Origin of the sequence: Sandaracinus amylolyticus, assembly GCF_000737325.1 — a bacterium.
Taxonomy (GTDB): domain Bacteria; phylum Myxococcota_A; class Polyangia; order Polyangiales; family Sandaracinaceae; genus Sandaracinus; species Sandaracinus amylolyticus.
Genome location: NZ_CP011125.1, coordinates 9,974,487 through 9,993,880 on the forward strand (window position 1 = coordinate 9,974,487; position 19,394 = coordinate 9,993,880).

The window sequence follows — 19,394 nt, forward strand, 5'->3', positions numbered from 1 at the left end:
CGTGCCGAACCAAGCGCTGGGGTCGGGAATCCTCTTTCGATCCGCGCCGGCGGAGCAGCGCGTGAGGAGCACGGCGCGCTCCGCGTTCCACGATCCGTGCGACATCTCCGCAGGATCGATCACACGCGAAGACACGGCGGCGCGTGTATATGTTCGGCGACGTGCGCGCGTCGATCGTCGTCCTCGTGATCACTCTCGCGGGCTGCAGCTCGCTCCTCACCACGTCCACCGAGGCGCCGCCCGCGGCCGCGCCCGTCGCGGATCGTGACGGCGACGATCTCGCCGGCGAAGCCGATCGCTGCGCCGACGCCGCCGAGGACGTCGACGGCTTCCGCGACGACGACGGATGCCCCGATCCCGACGACGACGAGGACGGGATCGTCGACGCCGACGATCGCTGCCGCTGCATCGCCGAGGATCGCGACGGCTTCGAGGACGAAGACGGGTGCCCCGACCTCGACAACGATCGCGACCAGATCCTCGACGCGTGCGACGCGTGCCCGAACGAGATCGAGGTGTACGACGGATGCGCCGACGAGGACGGCTGTCCCGATCGCGCGCACATCGACATCGAGAGCGGGCGCATCGTGATCCTCGAGCAGATCCTCTTCGCCCGCGGCTCGAGCGCGGTCGCGCCGAGCGCGCACCCGCAGCTCGACGCGATCGCCGCGGCGCTCGCGCAGAACACCCAGCTCACCCGCATCTGCGTCACCGGCCACACCGACTTCGGTGAGCCGCGCCCCGATCGCTTGTCGCGAGCGCGCGCGACCGCGGTGCGCGACTGGCTCGTCGCGCACGGCATCTCCCCCGAGCGCCTCGAGATCGAGAGCGCTGCCGACGCGCGTCCGATCGTCCCGCGCAGCGCGTCGACGAGCGCGCGCGCCGCGAACCGCCGCGTCGACTTCGAGATCCTCGACGTCACCGGGGGTCGCGCTCCGTCGCTCGGCCGCGGCGGCGGATGCACCACGTCGTGGCGCTCGCCGTGCTTCGATCAGCCGCCCCCTCCGCCGCGCGACGTGTGCGCGGAGCCGTGAAACGACGAAGCCCCCGGTGCTCGCGCACCGAGGGCCTCGTCTCACGCGCCTTCTGCTGCGATCAGTCCATCGGGCGCACGGTGAGCTCGCGCTCCGCGTGCGACATCACGTCCTGCTCGGTGAAGTAGAGCGGCGGCTGCTCGTTGCGGATCCAGAGCAGCGCCTCGTCCTGCTTGTGCGGGCTCATCGGATCGATGCTCTGTCCACCCGGGATGGCGTTGAACGCGCGCGGGCCGTCGGCGGTCATCTCGACGATGAGGCGCTGCGACGCGCCGCTCCCGAACGAGAAGCTCTCGGTGTTCCACAGACCGAAGTTGCCGGGATCGACGTTGCCCCAGTCGCCGTGCCGCGGGAACCCGTTGGGGTACGTCGGATCGTTCTCCGCCGGGATCGACAGCACGTCGTCACCGCCGAGGATCGGCACCACGCTGTTGAAGCGCACCGTGTGCAGACGGCCCCAGCGCCACTCGGTCCAGTCGCTGGTCTCCATGCGCTCGGTGAGGAACGCGAGGCCCGCGAGCACGCCGCGGATCACGATCTCCTCCTTCGTCTCGACGGCATCGGTCCGGATGTCGTCCCAGAGCACCGACTCCATCGCCGCCTCGTCGTAGCTGAGCAGGCGCGACGGCGACGTCAGCATCCACTCGATCAGACGCGCCGACTCGCTCGTCGGTCCGCCGATCATCGCGCGCTCGGTCTCGTCGCCGAGCGCGAGCGGGATGATGCGCGTGAGCGCCGCGTTGAAGATCGTCGTCGCGACGCTGTCCGCGATCTCCGCGGTGTCGGTCGCGCCGACGCCGTGCGGCGTCTCGAACGTCCACTCCATGAGCTGCGTGCGCGCCGCCGCGAGGTCGGTCTCCTCGTCCTCGGTGAGCCCGAGCGCTTCGATGGCGGCGGTGTCGCCGAGGATCGCGACGATCGGATCACGCAGCGTGCGGCCGAGCGGCGACTGCGTCTCCGCCTGCAGCGCGATCATGTCGTCGGTCGTGATGTCGCCGCGCTCCACGAGCTCCGCGAGGCGCTCCTGGATGCGCGCCTCGCGCCACCCGTAGTCGAAGCCCGCGCCGACGTAGTGCTCGTCGTTGCAGGGGTTGCCGTCCTGCGTGACGCCGACGTTGTCCTGGTTCGCCGTCGCGATCCAACCACGCGCAGGCGCGAGCTCGTGCGGGATCGCGGTGTCCGCGAGGTCGCCGGTCCACTCGTACTCGCCGGTGCCGGGCACGACCATGTGCGGGCAGTAGCCCGTGTGCTCGCCGGTCTCCTCGTCGATCACGAGGTTCGTCGCCATCTCCGAGCGCACCGGGATGCGCGCCTGCGTCGACCACATGATGTCGTCGCGATCGACGATCATGAAGTTCTGCGAGCCGACCTCGAACGCATCGAGCGCGGCGCGCCCCGACTCGACGTCGGTCGCGGTCATCAGGCCGGTGAACGTCGCGAGCTCGTTGCTCGGCTCCCAGCCCGTGTAGCGCACGCTGACCGCGACGAAGCGATCCGTCGTGCCCTCGACCGCGACGCAGCTGCCCGGGAGGAACTGGCTGCCCGGACGATGCGACGCGTACGGGAAGCGCACCGTGATCGGGTCGCCGCTCGCGAGGCTGATCGTCTCCTCGTGGAACGCGATCGGGCTCTGTCCGCCCATCCACAGCACGGTGCCGCCCGTGACGTTGCCGTCCGCGTCGCACGTGCCCGTGATCTGCTCCTGGTACGCGTCGGTCACGTCGTAGCCGGTCGTCGTCACGCCCCACGCGATGTCGCGGTTGAAGCCGATGACGACGCCGGGAAGGCCCGCGAACGCAGTGCCCTGCGCGTCGATCATGTCCTCGCCGCCCATGCGCGCGGTGTTGAGGTGCACGTACCACCACACCGCGGGCGAGATCAGCGACAGGTGCGGATCGTTCGAGAGGATCGGGTTGCCGCTCGCGGTGTGCTCGCCCGAGACGGTCCAGTTGTTCGAGCCGCGCGTGACGAGGTCACCGAAGATGCGCGACTGGCGCTCCTCGATGCGATCGAGGAACGGCATCGCGCCGCGGATCGCGCGCACGTTCGGCGTGAAGCGCGCGCCGAAGGGACGCGGATCGATCACCGGAAGCAGCGCCATCGTCGTGCCGTCGGGGAAGCCGTCGTCGGTGAACGCCTCGCGCGCCGGCCGCTGCGTGAAGAGGTCCTCGAAGAGGCCCGAGCGCGCCGCGATGCGCGGATCGGCGTCGTCGGCGGGGAACGCCTGCTGGATGAGCGCGAGGCGCGCCGAGCGATTCAGATCGTCGCGCGGATCGAAGCTCAGGTTCGCCGACTGGAAGCGCGCGAGCGCGAAGATGTCGGCGGGCTCCCAGTGCCCGAAGCTCGAGCCGAAGATCACGAGGTTGATGACGTCCGCGCCCATCACGGCGGGGTCCTCCTCGCGGCGCATCACGGCATCGATGTAGAGGTTGATGCCCTCGACGAACGCCTCGGCCGACAAGCGCGCCGGATCGTCCGTGGGGAGGCTCTCGTAGATCTCGACGCCCATGCGCCGGTAGCCTTCCCAGCGCGAGATCACGTCGTCCTCGAGCGAGTCCTCGCCCGCGATCTCCGCGATGCGACCGAGCACGCTGCGACGGATGAACTCCATCTGGGCGAAGCGATCGCGGCTCATCAGGTAGCCCTGCACGACGAGCACGTCGTGGCGCGTCGTCCCGTAGATGTGCGGGATGCCGCGATCGTCGTACACGACCTCGACCTCTCCATCGAGGCCCGGCAGCGCGAGGTCGGTGGTCGTCATCATCCCCGCGTCGGTGCCGCCGTCGGTCGTGGGCGGCGCGTCGTCGTCGTCGCCGCACGCAGCGAGCAAGGGCAGCGATGCGAGAGAGAGCAGGAGCAAGCGGAACCGGTACGTCATGCGCGGCATGATACACGGGCGAAACATCGCGCTCGTGATCGCGCTTGACGCGCGCGCTGCGCAGACACACACCGCGCCACCTGATTGTCCGCTGAGGAAATGAACATGGCCGAGCTCACCACCGAGTCGCTCCGCACCGCGCTGTCGAAGGTCGTCGATCCGGTGTTCGAAAAGCCGATGCTCGACATCGGCGCGCTGACCGATCTGTCGGTGGAGCCCGGTGGCGAGGTGAAGGTGCGCGCGCACCTCGCGACTCCGTCGAGCACCGTGCACGCGAAGGTGCGCGAGGAGATCGAGCGCGCGGCGCGCGAGGCCGGCGCGACGGCGGTCGACATCGCGATCGACGTGCAGGTCCCGACGCGCGAGGTGATGGGCGACGACCCGATCCCCGGCGTGAAGAACGTCGTGCTCGTGATGAGCGGCAAGGGCGGCGTCGGGAAGAGCACGACCGCCGTGAACCTGACGCTCGCGCTCAAGCGCGCGGGGCTGCGCGTCGGCATCCTCGACGCGGACATCTACGGCCCGTCGATCCCGACGATGATGGGCGTGCACGGCCACCCGCCGACGCGCGACGACAAGAAGATCCTCCCGCTCGAGCGCTTCGGCGTGAAGATGATGTCGATCGGCTTCCTGCTCGAGGACGACAAGCAGGCGGTGATCTGGCGCGGACCGATGCTGCACAGCGCGCTGCAGCAGTTCCTCAAGGACGTCGAGTGGGGCGAGCTCGACTACCTCGTGCTCGACCTGCCGCCGGGCACCGGCGACGTCGCGCTGACGATGGCGCAGAAGCTCAAGGTGAGCGGCGTCGTGATGGTGACCACGCCGCAAGAGGTCGCGCTGCAGGACGTCTACAAGTGCGTCTCGATGTGCAGCAAGCTGAGCCTGCCGATCCTCGGCGTGATCGAGAACATGAGCTACTTCGTCGACAGCGCGGGCGTGCGACAGGAGCTCTTCGGACGCGGCGGCGGCGAGAAGATCGCGGAGTTCGCGAAGGCGCCGCTGCTCGGTCAGATCCCGCTCGAGCCGCCGGTGCGCGAGTGGGGCGACAAGGGCATGCCGATCGTGCAGAGCGTGCCCGACAGTGCGAGCGCGAAGGCGTTCACCGCGGTGGCGGACGCGCTGATCGCGAAGGTCGCGAACCTGCACTTCGAGCGCACCGGCGGGACTCGCATCCCCGCGGCGAAGGGCCCGACTCGACTGCGCATCGTGCGCTGATCGCTCTCTCTCCGAGGGCTGCTCGGCCTGCGTTCGACGTCTTCTCGAGACCCCTGCGCGGGCGGTGGCTTCACGGCGGTGCATGCGAAGGGGGCTTGGCCCCCTCCGCCCCACCCCTTCGGGGCTCGAGAGTCCGTCGCGCGGGCGTCGGGCACGAGCGCGGCCGGTGGGCATGCTCGATCGTGTCGGTCCCCCGCGAAGCGGGGGCCCCTAGCCGACACTTCGCGGGTCGCCGAGATCGATGGCCGTGAGATCGACGACGAGGCTGAGTCGTGACCGTGAGCGCGCGCTGGAATCACGTCGACCGATGAGGTCGCGCCGTCACCGCGAGCGCGCGCAGGAATCACGTCGACCGATGAGATCGGCGTGACTCGAGCGTCCAACGAGACGACAAGGAGGCTCACGTGGCTGCCGAGGTCTCGATGGACTCGCTCGTTCCTGCCGAGCTCCCCGTTCGCATCGCTGCGCGCGCCATCGACGTCGCGATCGTGGTCGCGATGAACGTCGGGCTCGGTCAGCTGATGGGGTTCGGATTCGACTGGCTGATCGTGGGCTCGATGCTCGTGCTCGCGTACTTCGCGCTGCTCGACGCGTTCGTGGGCGCGACGTTCGGCAAGCTCGCGCTGGGGCTACGCGTGATCGGCCCCGAGGGCGAGCGCGTCACGATGAAGCAGGCGCTCACGCGCGAAGCGTTCACCGTGCTCGGCGCGATCCCTTTCATCGGCCCGATCCTCGCGCTCGCCGCATGGATCTGGATCGTGGTGACGATCCGCAACAGTCCGCTGCGCCAAGGCCGCCACGACGCGCTCGCAGGCGGCACCCGCGTGGTGCGCGCTACGAAAACCGTAGCGCTACGAAAACCGTAGCGCTACGAAAACCGTAGCGCGCGCAGCGCAGGTGCAGGCGCGAGGGACTGCAGGGCGGGCGCCCATCGTCCCTCGTTCGCGCCGCATCAACGCGGACCGAACCGACGCTCGAGCTCCGCGTATTTCCGGAGGAACACCTCCTCGTCCAGCTGCTCGCCTGCCGGCTCGATGGCGCGCGCGACATCCACTGCGAGACGCCTGCCGGTGATCCGCTCGTAAGCCCTTCTCGCTGCGTAACGCATCCCTTCCTGCGAGAACGCGCTGTCGCCGGACAACCGCGCGAGCGTCAGTGGATCGCGCAGCGCGTTCTCGAAGACCTCGCGCCCGAGCCCGATCAGGCCCGACCGGAAGTCGGTGAATCCGTCATCGCTGCACCCGCCCTCGATGACGTAGGCCGCGTGCCAGAGATCCCAGCGATACGCACGCGCGTGCAGGGTCTCGAAGATGTGCGCGAACCCGGCGACGTCCTCGGGCGTCAACGCGCGCAGCAATCTCTCGAGCACCGCTGGCTGCCCCCGCGCTTCGTCAGCGCTGCGGTGGTCGCACCCACGTCGCGATGCGTCGATGAGCGCCCAGAACCACGCTTCGTCCATCGCTTCATCCTACCGCGCGGTCTCGCCGCGACCCTGAGTCGCTCGATGGCCACGCACGCCCCGCGCCGAGCTTCCCGAGCCAGCCCGCGCGTCGAAGCTCACCGCCTTTGTTCTCGGCGATCCGCGAAGTGTCGGCTAGGGCCCCCGCTTCGCGGGGGACCGACACGATCGAGCATGCCCACCGGCCGCGCTCGTGCCCGACGACCACGCGACGGACTCTCGAGCCCCGAAGGGGGTGGGGCGGAGGGGGCAGAGCCCCCTTCGCATGCACCGCCGTGAAGCCCGCCGCCCGCGCAGGGATCTCGAGACGACGTCGAACGCAAGCCGAGCAGCCCTCGCACACGCTCGCGCAGCGAGAGAGGCCGAGCGGCCCGAGCGCTATGCGACGTTCGCTTCGCGCGGAGGGTCGCCCATGCGCATCGCGCGCCGCCACACGCCCGTGCTCTCTTCGGCGAGGTACTCGCTGCGCGTCGGCACTCCGTCGAACACCAGGCCCATGCCCGGCAGGTTCGTGCGGCGCGCCCAGATCACGCGACACGGGAAGAAGTACTCGCAGCCCGCTGCTTCGTCGACGAGCCGCACGATCACGCGCGCGCCGATCACCGGCGGTCGCGTCGTCGCGATCGCGAGGCCGTTGCCGCTCAGGTTCTTCACCTCGCCGGACTCGAAGCACCCCGGCATCGTGAAGCTCACGGTCTTCGGGAACGGCAGTCGCGGCATCGTGCGCGCACCTGGGCTGCCGTCGCCGGTCAGCAGGCGCCCGAGCCCGAAGAGGCGCGCGCGCTCGTCGTCGTCGAGCGGGACCTCCAGACGATCCTGCTTCGCCCGGAGGAGCTGATACTCGAAGATCATCTCGAGGACGTTGCGGGTCGTCATCGACGCCTCCCTTGTGATGCTCCCGATTTCTGCAACCGAGGTGCCACGAGCCACGAATCGATCGGTTCCGACGCACGCCCCACGCGAAAGTTCTCGATCTGCCTCGCGACCTGCGCGCACGGGTGGGGCGCGACGGTCGGACAGCCGTGTCATGGTTCGCGTTGGATCCGCGTACCCGGGTACGCACTCTGCGTCCCGCGCTCCGCATCCCTTGCGTAGTAGAAGCAGCGCAGTCGATGGACCTGTTCGACCACAAGGAAGATCGCGACCGCGAGGGCGCACCGCTCTCCGATCGCATGCGGCCGCGACGTCTCACCGACATGGTCGGACAGCGACATCTCGTGGCCGAGGGCTCGCTGCTCCGTCGCGCGATCCAGCAGGACCGGATCCCGTCGATGATCCTCTGGGGCCCGCCCGGCACCGGGAAGACGACGCTCGCGCGCGCGGTCGCCGCGGAGACCAAGGCGGTGTTCGTCCCGTTCAGCGCGGTGATGAGCGGCGTGCCCGAGCTGCGGAAGATCCTGGCCGAGGCTGCGGAGCGGAAGCGCCTGCACGGCACGCGCACGATCCTCTTCGTCGACGAGATCCACCGCTGGAACAAGGCGCAGCAGGACGCGCTGCTGCCCCACGTCGAGCGCGGCGCGGTGGTGCTGATCGGCGCGACCACCGAGAACCCGAGCTTCGCGGTGAACGCGGCGCTGCTCTCACGAGCGCGCGTGTTCCGCCTCGAGCCGCACGAGCCGAGCGATCTGCGCGCGCTGCTCGAGCGCGCGATGAGCGACCGCGAGCACGGCCTCGGCAAGCTCGCGCTCACCGTGGATCCCGAGGCGCTCGGCGTGATCGCGGAGATGGCGCAAGGCGACGCGCGTCGTGCGCTCGACGTGCTCGAACTCGCGGCGAACGACGCGACGGCGAGGAAGGTCGCGCTCGATCGCGAGGCGGTGGAGCAAGCGCTCGCGTCGCGCACGCTGCTCTACGACAAGAGCGGCGAGGAGCACTACAACGTCGTCTCCGCGTTCATCAAGTCGATGCGTGGCAGCGATCCCGACGCCGCGATCTACTGGATGATGCGCATGCTCGAGGCCGGCGAAGATCCGCTCTTCGTGATGCGGCGCCTGGTCATCTTCGCGAGCGAGGACGTCGGCAACGCGGACCCGAACGCGCTGCAGATCGCGGTCGCGGCGGACGCGGCGTTCCGTCGGCTCGGCATGCCCGAGGGCCTCCATCCGCTCGCGCAGTGCTGCACGTACCTCGCGAGCACCGTGAAGAGCAACGCGAGCTACGAAGCGTGGCAGCGCGCGCAGGACGCGGTGAAGCAACACGGCCCGCTCCCCGTGCCCATGAAGCTGCGCAACGCAGCGACCAAACACATGAAGGCGTGGGGATACGGCGAGGGCTACCGCTATCCGCACGCCGAGGGCGGCCACGCGCAGGGCGAGACGTACTTGCCCGACGCGCTCGTGGGCGCGCGCTTCTACGAGCCGAAGGACATCGGCATCGAGTCGCGGATCAAACAGCGCCTCGCGAAGCTCCGCGGCGACGAGCGACCGCCCACCGAAGACCCGCCGCGCGCCGAAAACGACGCCCGCCGCACCGACCGTTCGCGCCCCGACGTCCCGCGTGAGGAAGGCCCCCGCACCGACCCCCCGGACGAGCGCTGACGCCCATCCAGCACCCAGCTTCGGATCCCGATCGCACATCGCGCGCGCTCATCCAACCGAGCGCGCGCAGCTCGCTCGCACGTCGCGCGCTCTTCCGAATCACACGTCGCGCTCGCCCGAAAACACATCGCGCTGTTCCGCCGAATCGCACGTCGCGCGCTGTTCCGAATCACGCGTCGCGCTCTTCCGAATCACACGTCGCGCTCTTCCGAATCAGACGTCGCGCGCTCTTCCGCCGAATCGCACCGACCGTGTCGATCGAACCGCCAGAGTGCTCGGCACCCCGCGAAGTGTCGGCTAGGGGCCCCCGCACAGCGGGGGACCGACACGATCGAGCATGCCCACCGGCCGCGCTCGTGCCCGACGACCACGCGACGGACTCTCGAGCCCGAAGGGGGTGGGGCGGAGGGGGCCAAGCCCCCTTCGCATGCACCGCCGTGAAGCCCGCCGCCCGCGCAGGGATCTCGAGAAGCCGTCGAACGCAAGCCGAGCAGCCCTCGCACGACACGAAAAGGCCGAGCGGCCCCGAGCACCTACCAGCGGACCGATCCCTCGAGCTGCCTCGGCGTCTCTCCGAGCGAGATCTCGACGTGCGCGCCCGGGTACGAGCCGGCCTCGAGCAGCGCGACGCCGTAGCCCTCGAGGAAGCGATGCCACGCGACGCAGCGTCGCGCCTCCTCGGGCATCTCCTCGATGCGGAAGCGCGTCGCGCGCTCGCCCATCTCGACCACCACCATGCGCCCGAGATCGCGAGTCACCGCGCGCCAGACGTGCGGCGAGACGCGCAGCAGGTGACCCGGCGCGCCTCCGTAGGAGCGCATCCAGCTCCGCAGGATCGGAGAGAGCACGCCGCCGCTCATGTTGTCGAGCAGCCGCGCGCGCCCGAACGCGGCGATGCCGTCGTCCCCGTACTCCGCCGCGACCGACTCGAGGATCACGATGTGGTACGCGACGGGGCACCACGAGCCATCGAGCGCGCTGTCGATCCAGGAGCGGACCTTCGGCATGCGCGCGATCGCACGCGCGCGGACACGAGGCCACTGCCCGAGGTCGATCAGCGTACGACGGACGCCCGAGACCACCGCGGACGCGATGCGCGGCTCCTCGGCGACCGTCACCGCGACGAACGGTTGACGTGCCAGCAATGTCACTCCCCCCATCGCGATTCTAACAGCCTGTCCAGCGTTCGCTCGACCCCTGATACGAATCGTCACGCGCGAGCGTCCCCCACTCGCGCGCGATGCGTCAGCCCTTGCTCTGCAGGTACTTCGTCAGCGCGTCGCTCACGCTGGTCAGGTTCGCGGTGATCTGCTTCACGAGGAAGCTCTCGACCGTCTTGCCGATCGAGCCCGCGAGGAACGACGGAACGCCCTTCACCTTCTTCACGTCGATGGAGATGTCACCGACGATCTCGAGCCGCGTGCGATCCGCGCCGAGCTCGATGAACGTGTTCTTGCCGCTGCACGTGACGGCCTCGGTGAAGACACTCGTGCGGATGTTCCACTCGCACGTCCACGCGCTCTGATCCCACTTCGCGAAGTCGTCCCACGAGAGGCTCTCGCCGCCGATCACCTTCACGATCGGCGCGGGGATGTCGCCGCCGCCGTGCCACACGTTGTGCAGCGTCGCGATCGCGCCTTCGTCCGTGCGCGACTTCACCTCGATCGCGCGCACGTTCGGCAGGTACGCCGTGAAGTCCGGGAGCTCGTCTCGATAGGCGCGGAACACACGCTCGCGCGAGAAGGGCAGGACGCTGTCGGCTTCGATCCTCACCGCCACCTCCGCCGTCGTCGTGGTCGACGAGGCGGCGAGATGTAGCTCACGCGGATGCTTCGCGCAGCGTTCGCCGGTGACGGATCGCGTGCTGCAACAGATCGGAGAGCGCGGTGCGGATCTCGCTCGCGTCGAGGGACTCCGTCGGCAGCTCGACGGTGAGGACGACGTCGCCGTCCTCGTCGTACGCGAACTTCGTCTGGTACATGTCGCGGTTCATCCGCAGCAGCCATCGCGACAGCTCGAACGAGTTGTCGCCGCGCGTGCGGAGGAACGGCACGACGGACGCGATGAGCCAGTTCTGATCGAGCCGCACGAACACGACGAGCTCGCCCTCGCTGGTGTCGTGCACGCAGCGGAAGGTGCGATCGTCGTGGCGCGCCGCGCTCCAACCGAGCTCGTCGAGCTGCAGGGCTAGCGCACGCGGCTCGGTCAGCCTATGGATCTGCCTCATCGCTCCGATCAACCCGCGCGCGCTCGGGGGTGTCAAGCCGCGCCGCTCTTGATGGAGCACGTCCCGCGCTCACGCACGGGAAGAGCAACAGGAGGCGAGCGTGGGCGCGACACGACGAGTGAAGGGCACGATCCGCAAGCTGGGCATCGAGGGCGGAGTCTGGGCGCTCGTGACCGACGAGGGCGACACGATCGAGCTGATCGAGGCGCCCGCCGAGCTGTGCCAGAACGGCCGTCGCGCCGAGGTCGAGCTCGAGCGCGAGGGCGCCGACGTGACGATCGGCATGACCGGCGCAGCGGGCCGGGTGCGCTCGCACAAGATGCTCTGAGGAGCGCGGACTCTCCGCTCTCCGAGGAAGCGGGACGTCAGGAAGACCACGTCGAAGGTCTTCGGTGAGCCCGTCGTGCTCGCCGCGCGTCCTCTTTCGAGCAGTTTTCGAGGAAAGCAGGAGGGTTGGGAAGACCACGTCGAAGGGTCCTGCCGTGAGCCCTCCATGCTCGGAGCGCGTCCTCTTCGAGCAGTTTTGAGGAACGCAGGAGGGTTGGGAAGACCACGTCGAAGGTCTCCTCGTCGACCTCGAAGCGCTCGGAATCCTCAAATCGGCAGGCTCGTGAAGACGCGGCGAGGAGCGACTGGCGCAGCGCCGTGGTCTTCCTTCCCCCCTGCCTTCCTCAAAAAAATCCGGAAGGCCCCATCGGGCGCTCCGAGGATCGACCTGGCGCAGCGCCGTGGTCTTCCTTCTCCTCCTGCCTTCCTCAAAAAATCCGAAGGGCCCGTTCGATCGCGCTCCGAGCAGCCTCCTGCTCTCCTCGCCAATTCCTGATTTCCTGGGGCGAAACGCGGACTTCGCGAGTCGGGGATGATCCCTATTTACTTCGCGCGCCGATCACAGCGATTCTGGACGAGTCCGCTGCGGCCGTCCGTCCCCCGGCCGCGGCGATGACGCTCGCCGGAGGCTTATGCGCCCGCGCCGCAGTCGACGTGTTGCTCCGCTTCTCTTCATCGCCGCCCTCACCGCTTCCTTCATCGCGACCGACGCGCACGCGACCGTCGTGCAGGTCGACGGGACGATCGTCCCCGTCGGCAACGCGCTGCAGGACGCGCTGAACACCTACGAAGGCGTCGCGCCTCCGGCCGCGAACGCCATCCACGCGGTGATCGACGCGGCGCAGCTGCCCGAGATCTTCCTGCCGAGCACGAGCAACGCGGTCGTCTTCGTCGACATCGCCGAGGGCGCAGGGTTCGAGAACAGCTTCGGCTACTACAACGTCGGCGACGATCCGCGCGTCACGACCAACCTGCGGCCGATCATGGGCTGCGGCGTGCAGGCCTCGAACCACGCGAACGAGGTCCCGAACTACGTCCGCTCCGCCGAAGCGGGCACGAGCGTCAGCGTCGACTTCAACGCGGAGCGCACCGCGGGCCGCTACCGCGGCGGCTACATCGCGTTCTACCTGATCACGCCCGAGGACCCGGCGAACCCGGGCTCGCAGGGCTCGCCCAACTGCGGCGACTTCGGGTCCGGGAGCCAGAGCTTCTACGGTCGCGCCTACTACACGCAGCGCGACTTCAACAACGACGGCGACTTCGTCCATCACCTCGTCTACCAGTCGCGCGTCACCGCGAACCGCTTCTACTTCGGGTTCGAAGACCTCTTCCGCGGCGGCGACAACGACTACGAGGACATGGCCATGCAGGTCACGGGGCTCACCCCGCCCTGCTCGCCCGGCGTCGAGATCTGCAACGGGCGCGACGACGACTGTGACGGGCTCGTCGACGCCGCCGACTCCTCGCTCTCCGACGACGACGTCGCGTGCACCTGCGACAACGTCTCGATGACGTGCGAAGGCGGCGCGCAGCGCGGCGTGTGCCGCACCGGCGCGACGGCGTGCGTCGCGGGCGCGCTGATCTGTCGCTCGACGGTCGGACCGAGCGCCGAGCAGTGCAACAACCTCGACGACAACTGCGACGGCACCGTCGACAACGGCGCGGCGGGCACCGGCGTCGCGTGCGACGGAACCGACGCCGACCTCTGCAACGAGGGCGTGTTCGCGTGCACCTCGGGCGCGCTCACGTGCACCGACGCGACCGGCGCGAACGCCGAGACCTGCAACGGCGCGGACGACGACTGCGACACCCGCACCGACGAGAACGTGCCCGGCGTGGGCGCCGCGTGCGACGGCGCGGACGGCGATCTCTGCAACGAGGGCGTGACCACCTGCGCGGGCGCGTCGGGCCTGCGCTGCAGCGACGCGACGGGCACGAACGCCGAGCTCTGCAACGGCGCCGACGACGACTGCGACGGCGCCGTCGACGACGGGCCGACCGACGTCGGCGTCGCGTGCAGCACCGGCGTCGGACTGTGCCGCAGCAACGGCGCGACGATCTGCAGCATGGGCGCGCCGGTCTGCAACGCGACGCCGATCCCGCCGCGCGCCGAGCGCTGCAACGCGCTCGACGACGACTGCGACGGCGCGACCGACGAGACGTTCCGCCTCGGCGAGGCGTGCGTCGCGCCCGGTGTGTGCGGGCCCGGCGTGCTCGAGTGCGCGGGCGACACCGGCACGCGCTGCTCGAGCGCGCCCGGCGGATCGGGCGACGGCTCGCGCGCCGAGACGTGCAACGGCCTCGACGACGACTGCGACACCCGCGTCGACGAGGGCCTGACCGATCTCGGCTCGTGCGGTGAGAGCACCGGCGAGTGCGAGCCCGGCCGCCTGCGCTGCCTCGCGGCCGCGCCCACCTGCGTCGGCGGCATCGGCCCGACGCCGGAGATCTGCGACGGCCGCGACAACGACTGCAACGGCGACAACGACGACATGCCGACCGACGTCGGCGCGAGCTGCGGCGACGACACCGGCGAGTGCACCGCGGGCACCCAGGCGTGCGTCGGCGGCATGCTGCGCTGCCAGGGCGCGGTCGGTCCCGGCACCGAGCGCTGCAACTCGCTCGACGACGACTGCGACGCGATCACCGACGAAGATCCGAGCGACGTCGGCGCGACGTGCGGCACGACCGACGTCGGCGTGTGCGATCTCGGCAGCACGATCTGCGTCGCGGGCGGGCTCGTCTGCGCGGGCGCGACCGAGCCCAACGTCGAGGTCTGCAACGGCGACGACGACGACTGCGACGGCGACACCGACGAGGACGCGATCGACGTCGGCCGCGTGTGCGGCTCGGCGATGGGCACGTGCACGCCGGGCATCACGGTGTGCGTCGCGGGCGCGCCGATCTGTCAGGGCGCGACCACGGGCACGCCCGAGATCTGCAACGGCATCGACGACGACTGCGACACCGTCATCGACGACTCGCCGAGCGACGAAGGCGGCGTGTGCGGGATGGGCGAGGGCGTCTGCGAGGAGGGCGAGCTCCGCTGCATCGCGGGATCGCTCCAGTGCGTGGGCGGCGTGCTCCCCGGCACCGAGGTGTGCAACGGCCTCGACGACGACTGCAACGGCAGCATCGACGAGGGCGACCTCTGCGAGGGCGGCGTGTGCGTCGGCGGGCGCTGCAGCGTGCCCTGCCAGATGACGGAGTTCGGCGAGCGCTGCCCGAGCGGCGAGATCTGCGTCGAGCACTACTGCGTGCCCGACGAGTGCGAAGGCGTCACGTGCGAGCCGGGCCCCGACGGAACGAAGAACGTGTGCGTCGAGGGCGGCTGCGTGCCCGCGTGCGACACCGTGACGTGCGACGCGCCGAACGTCTGCCGCCGCACCGACGGCGCGTGCGTCGGCAACAACTGCATCTTCCTGCCGTACCTCTGCACCGACGCGCAGATCTGCGCGGCCGGCGAGTGCGTCGACGATCCGTGCGCGGGCGTGAGCTGCGACGCGGGTCAGTTCTGTCGCGGCGGCGCGTGCGTGGGCAGCTGCGCGGGCGTGCGCTGCGGCGTCGGCGAGGTGTGTCGCGGCGGCGAGTGCGAGAGCACGGGCTGCAACACGCCGTGCGGCGCGGGCCAGGTGTGCGCGGGCGGCGCGTGCGTCGACGATCCGTGCGGCTCGCTCGGCTGCGACACCGGCGAGGTGTGCGATCCGACGCGCGGCGAGTGCGTCGACGATCCGTGCCGCAACGTGACGTGCCCCGGCGAGGGCGAGATCTGCCGTCTCGGCGAGTGCTACGCGCCGAGCGACTTCGAGGTCGACGCGGGCACCGGCGGGATGGACGCGGGCACCGGCAGCGGTCCGCGCGAGGTGCTCGCGGCGGGCGGCGGCGGCATGTGCAGCGCGAGCGGCGCGGGCACCGGCGGCGCGAGCGGCGCGCTCGCGTGGATCGCGCTCGGCATCGTCGGGATCGTGATCGCGCGGCGTCGTCGCTCCAGTGCCAACGCTGGCACCGCCAGTGCCAACGCTGGCACCGCCAGTGCCAACGCTGGCACTGGCATCGCGCTCGTCGTCGCGCTCGTGCTCGGCGGCTGCGAGGTCGATCCCTACTGCGTCGCGAATTGCGACGGCGGCGCGGAGCTCGACGCGGGCCCGGGCGACGACGCGGGCACCGACGGCGGCACCGACGGCGGCCGTGGTCGTCCCGACGGCTGCGTCGTCGGCGCGACCGAGGAGTGCAACGAGTCCGACGACGACTGCGACGGACTCGTCGACGAGGGCATCGACCTCACGAGCGACTCGCGGCACTGCGGCGACTGCTCGACGACGTGCGAGCGCACCGGCGCGCAGACCCAGTGCACCGAGGGCGCGTGCGAGCTGCTCGAGTGCTTCGACGGCTTCGTCGATCTCAATGGCGACATCGACGGTCCCTTCGCGGACACCGACGGCTGCGAGTACCGCTGCTTCTCGAGCAACGGCGGCGTCGAGGCCTGCGACACGATCGACAACGACTGCGACGGCGACGTCGACGAGACGTTCGACTTCCAGGGCGACGAGGCGAACTGCGGTCGCTGCGGCCAGGTCTGCACGTTCTTCCGCGTGACCACCGCGACGTGCGACATGGGCACGTGCGAGTTCGATCCCGCGACCGACTGCGAGACCGGATACATCGATCAGAACGCCGTGCAGTTCGACGGCTGCGAGTTCGAGTGCACGCCGACCGGCGCCGAGGTCTGCGACGGCCTCGACAACGACTGCGACACCCGCACCGACGAGGGCTTCGGCCTCGAGACCGACCCGAACAACTGCGGTCGGTGCGGTCGCGTGTGCACGTTCCCGAACGCGACGCCGCGCTGCAACACCGGCGTCTGCGGGTTCGATCCGATGACCGACTGCAACGCCGGCTTCAGCGATCGCGACGGCGTGCAGCTCAACGGGTGCGAGTACCCGTGCACGCCGACCAACGGCGGCGTCGAGATCTGCGACGGGCTCGACAACGACTGCAACGGTCGCGTCGACGGTCCGACCACCGACTCCGGCGCCTCGTGCAACCGCGCGCCGGGCGGCACCGCGACCGGCGTGTGCACGAGCACCGGCACGCTCACCTGCGTCGGCGCGACGCTGCGCTGCGTGGGCGCGCCCGAGCCGACGCGCGAGATCTGCGACGGGCTCGACAACGACTGCGACGGGAGCTCGGACGACTCGCCGGTCGACGTCGGTCGCGTCTGCGCGCCCGCGGTCGGCGCCTGCACCGCCGGCTTCTCGACCTGTGGCGGTGGCACGCTCGGCTGCGTGCGCGCGGTCGGTCCGACGCCCGAGATCTGCAACGGCCTCGACGACGACTGCGACGGAACGATCGACGACATGCCGACCGATCCCACGCTCGGCGACGCGTGCGGCACCGACACCGGCGAGTGCGTGCGCGGCGCGATCGCGTGCACCGACGGACGGCTCGTGTGCGCGGGCAGCGTCGGCGCGACGCTCGAGACCTGCAACAACCGCGACGACGACTGCGACGGCATGACCGACGACGATCCGGTCGACGTCGGCGGCTCGTGCGGCTCGTCGGTCGGCGCGTGCGTGCCGGGCTCGCTCGTGTGCTCGAGCGGCTCGCTCGTGTGCTCGGGCGGTGCGTCGGCGAGCAGCGAGATCTGCGACAACCAGGACGACGACTGCGACGGCACCGTCGACGAGATGCTCTCGCAGAGCTGCTACACGGGCCCCGCGGGCACGAGCGGCGTCGGGCTCTGCCGCGGCGGCACGCGCGTGTGCGCGGCGGGCACGTTCGGCACGTGCGCGGGCCAGGTCGTGCCCGCGGGCGAGACCTGCACCAACACCGACGAGGACTGCGACGGCCGCATCGACGAGGGCGTGACGCGCGCTTGTTACACCGGGCCCGCGGGCACGAACGGCGTGGGCCTCTGCCGCGGCGGCACCCAGGCGTGCACCGCGGGCGCGTTCGGCGGCGCGTGCACCGGACAGGTCACGCCGGCGACCAGCGAGAGCTGCGACTCGCTCGACGACGACTGCGACGGTCGCACCGACGAAGGCGCGGGCGGCGGTGCGCTCACGCGCAGCTGCTACACGGGCGCCGCGGGCACCGCCGGCGTCGGCACGTGCCGCGCGGGCACGCAGACCTGCCGCTTCGGTGCGTTCGAGGCCGCGTGCGCGGGCCAGATCGTGAACACGCTCGATCGCTGCGGCGACACGCTCGACACCGACTGCGACGGACTGAACGACACGGCCGAGGGATGCCTCACCGCGGGCGGCGAGCTGCGCATCGACACCGGCGGCGGCGACGATCCCGGCGAGTTCCACTCGTTCGAGGTGCAGCTCGCGTCGGGCGGCGATCCCGTGGGCCGCAACGTCTACGCGGTCTGGGTGGACAAGCGCAACGGCGGGTCGACTGCCGACGTCTTCTTCTCGCGCTCGACGAACGGCGGCTCGACGTTCTCGGCGCCCGTCGATCTGACCGACTTCGCCACCACGCGCGCGGTCGCGCCGCGGATCGCGGTGGGACGCGTGGGATCGAACGACGTCGTCTACGTCACGTTCCAGATCGTCGTCGACGGCGTGCGCAACGTGTACGTGCGCACCTCGGCGGACGGCGGCGCGAGCTTCGGCTCCGCGGTCGCGCTGAGCACGCTCGCGGCGCGCGACAACTTCAAGCAGTCGGTCGCGACGAGCGGCGCGCGCGCGGTGGTCGCGTGGGAGCGCCTCAACACGTCGACGCTCGACCGCACGGTCGTGTACGCGGCGACCACGAACTCGGGCGCGAACTGGACCGACGTCGCGACGGTCTCGGTGAACTCGGGCGCGACGCCCAACGCGGGCGAGCCGGTCGCCGCGGTGACGTCGACCGGCCGCTTCGTGTTCGCGTGGCGCGAGCTGCGCGTGTCGGCCTCGCCGAGCCGCACGACGTTCGACGTCTACGCGACGTGGACCGACGACATCACGATGCCGATCCCCGCCGCGAACGAGCGGCGGCTCGACGGCGACACGACGAACGCGCGCGCGAGCGACGATCTGCGCATCGTGAGCGACGGCGAGCGCGTGTACGTCGCGTGGACCGACGTGGCGACGGCGGCGGGTGGCGGCTCGGACGTCGTCTTCTCGCGCAGCATCAACAACGGCGCGAGCTGGTCGCCCGAGCGCATCCTCGACGATCCCAGCGGCGAGGTCTCGAGCAGCACGCAGGCGACGCTCGCGATCGATCCCGCGACCTCGAGCACGACCGACGATCGTCTGTTCGTCGCGTGGGTCGACACCCGCGACGGCACGCAGATCTTCCTCGCGCGCTCGACCGACAGCGGCGCGACGTGGAGCACGCCGGTGCGCGCGTCGCAGGCGACGGGCGGCGTCGCGGTGCCGGGCGTGAACGACTCGCCCGCGATCGTGTACGCCGGAGGTGATCGTGTGATCGTCGCGTACGTGAACGACGCGAACGGCGCGAGCACGTACCGCCGGGTCCGCGCCGCGGTGAGCATCGACGCGGGCGCGTCGTGGCAGGTCGCCGATCCGGTGGTCGACAGCAACGGCGGCGCGGGCGGCGGCGAGGCGGACTACCCGTCGATCGCGCGCGCCGACAGCACGACGCCGTTCGTGGGCGCCGTGATCGGGTGGATCGACTTCCGCAGCGGCACGCGCGTCAACGGCGACGTGTACCGCGCGCGCGTCGGCCGGTGAGCGGGTAGGGCGCTCGCGCGCGAGGCTCGGGCGCCCGT

General features: G+C 70.5%; 12 protein-coding genes. 6 read left to right on the plus strand and 6 right to left on the minus strand.

The genetic code is table 11. From position 1 onward, the window contains the following. Positions 1–161 precede the first annotated feature (161 nt). Positions 162–1,034, plus strand: coding sequence for an OmpA family protein (locus DB32_RS42300; protein ID WP_169791730.1), 873 nt, complete (start codon positions 162–164; stop codon positions 1,032–1,034). Between the two features lie 61 nt (positions 1,035–1,095). Here DB32_RS42300 and DB32_RS42305 read toward each other — a convergent pair whose 3' ends face one another. Further along, positions 1,096–3,912, minus strand: a complete 2,817-nt coding sequence (locus tag DB32_RS42305) for a penicillin acylase family protein (protein WP_169791731.1) — start codon at positions 3,910–3,912, stop codon at positions 1,096–1,098. A gap of 105 nt (positions 3,913–4,017) precedes the next feature. Between DB32_RS42305 and DB32_RS42310 the strand changes: the two genes are divergently transcribed. Together DB32_RS42310 and DB32_RS42315 are read left to right on the plus strand one after the other, a co-directional pair. Continuing rightward, a complete protein-coding gene (locus DB32_RS42310; RefSeq protein ID WP_053239150.1) occupies positions 4,018–5,127 on the plus strand; it encodes an Mrp/NBP35 family ATP-binding protein in 1,110 nt (369 codons plus the stop codon). A gap of 404 nt (positions 5,128–5,531) precedes the next feature. Then, entirely contained in the window at positions 5,532–5,993 is a 462-nt protein-coding gene (locus tag DB32_RS42315; protein WP_053238346.1) for an RDD family protein, read from the plus strand. A gap of 86 nt (positions 5,994–6,079) precedes the next feature. Here DB32_RS42315 and DB32_RS42320 read toward each other — a convergent pair whose 3' ends face one another. Continuing rightward, positions 6,080–6,586 (minus strand): DUF4240 domain-containing protein, encoded by a 507-nt coding sequence (locus DB32_RS42320; RefSeq protein ID WP_053238347.1) that lies wholly within the window; start codon positions 6,584–6,586, stop codon positions 6,080–6,082. A 378-nt stretch (positions 6,587–6,964) separates the two neighbouring features. Continuing rightward, positions 6,965–7,462 carry a PilZ domain-containing protein gene (locus DB32_RS42325; protein WP_053238348.1) on the minus strand — a complete coding sequence of 166 codons (498 nt, stop codon included), beginning with the start codon at positions 7,460–7,462 and terminating at the stop codon, positions 6,965–6,967. 236 nt (positions 7,463–7,698) lie between these two features. Here DB32_RS42325 and DB32_RS42330 point away from each other — a divergent pair, with 236 nt between their 5' ends. Further along, on the plus strand, positions 7,699–9,123 hold the full coding sequence (locus DB32_RS42330) for a replication-associated recombination protein A (protein WP_075097761.1): 1,425 nt from the start codon (positions 7,699–7,701) through the stop codon (positions 9,121–9,123). A gap of 533 nt (positions 9,124–9,656) precedes the next feature. Here DB32_RS42330 and DB32_RS42335 read toward each other — a convergent pair. The 3 genes from DB32_RS42335 to DB32_RS42345 all read right to left on the minus strand — a co-directional run bounded on the left by DB32_RS42335 (position 9,657) and on the right by DB32_RS42345 (position 11,350). Continuing rightward, positions 9,657–10,268 (minus strand): hypothetical protein, encoded by a 612-nt coding sequence (locus tag DB32_RS42335; RefSeq protein ID WP_053238349.1) that lies wholly within the window; start codon positions 10,266–10,268, stop codon positions 9,657–9,659. A gap of 100 nt (positions 10,269–10,368) precedes the next feature. Next, a complete protein-coding gene (locus DB32_RS42340) occupies positions 10,369–10,896 on the minus strand; it encodes a hypothetical protein (protein WP_075098173.1) in 528 nt (175 codons plus the stop codon). A gap of 46 nt (positions 10,897–10,942) precedes the next feature. Then, a complete protein-coding gene (locus DB32_RS42345; RefSeq protein ID WP_157070344.1) occupies positions 10,943–11,350 on the minus strand; it encodes a YbjN domain-containing protein in 408 nt (135 codons plus the stop codon). 100 nt (positions 11,351–11,450) lie between these two features. Between DB32_RS42345 and DB32_RS42350 the strand changes: the two genes are divergently transcribed. Both DB32_RS42350 and DB32_RS42355 read left to right on the plus strand, forming a co-directional pair. Continuing rightward, positions 11,451–11,678 carry a hypothetical protein gene (locus DB32_RS42350; RefSeq protein ID WP_157070345.1) on the plus strand — a complete coding sequence of 76 codons (228 nt, stop codon included), beginning with the start codon at positions 11,451–11,453 and terminating at the stop codon, positions 11,676–11,678. A gap of 724 nt (positions 11,679–12,402) precedes the next feature. Next, positions 12,403–19,356: a MopE-related protein gene (locus DB32_RS42355; RefSeq protein WP_169791732.1), complete on the plus strand. Its 6,954-nt coding sequence runs from the start codon at positions 12,403–12,405 to the stop codon at positions 19,354–19,356. Positions 19,357–19,394 lie beyond the last annotated feature (38 nt).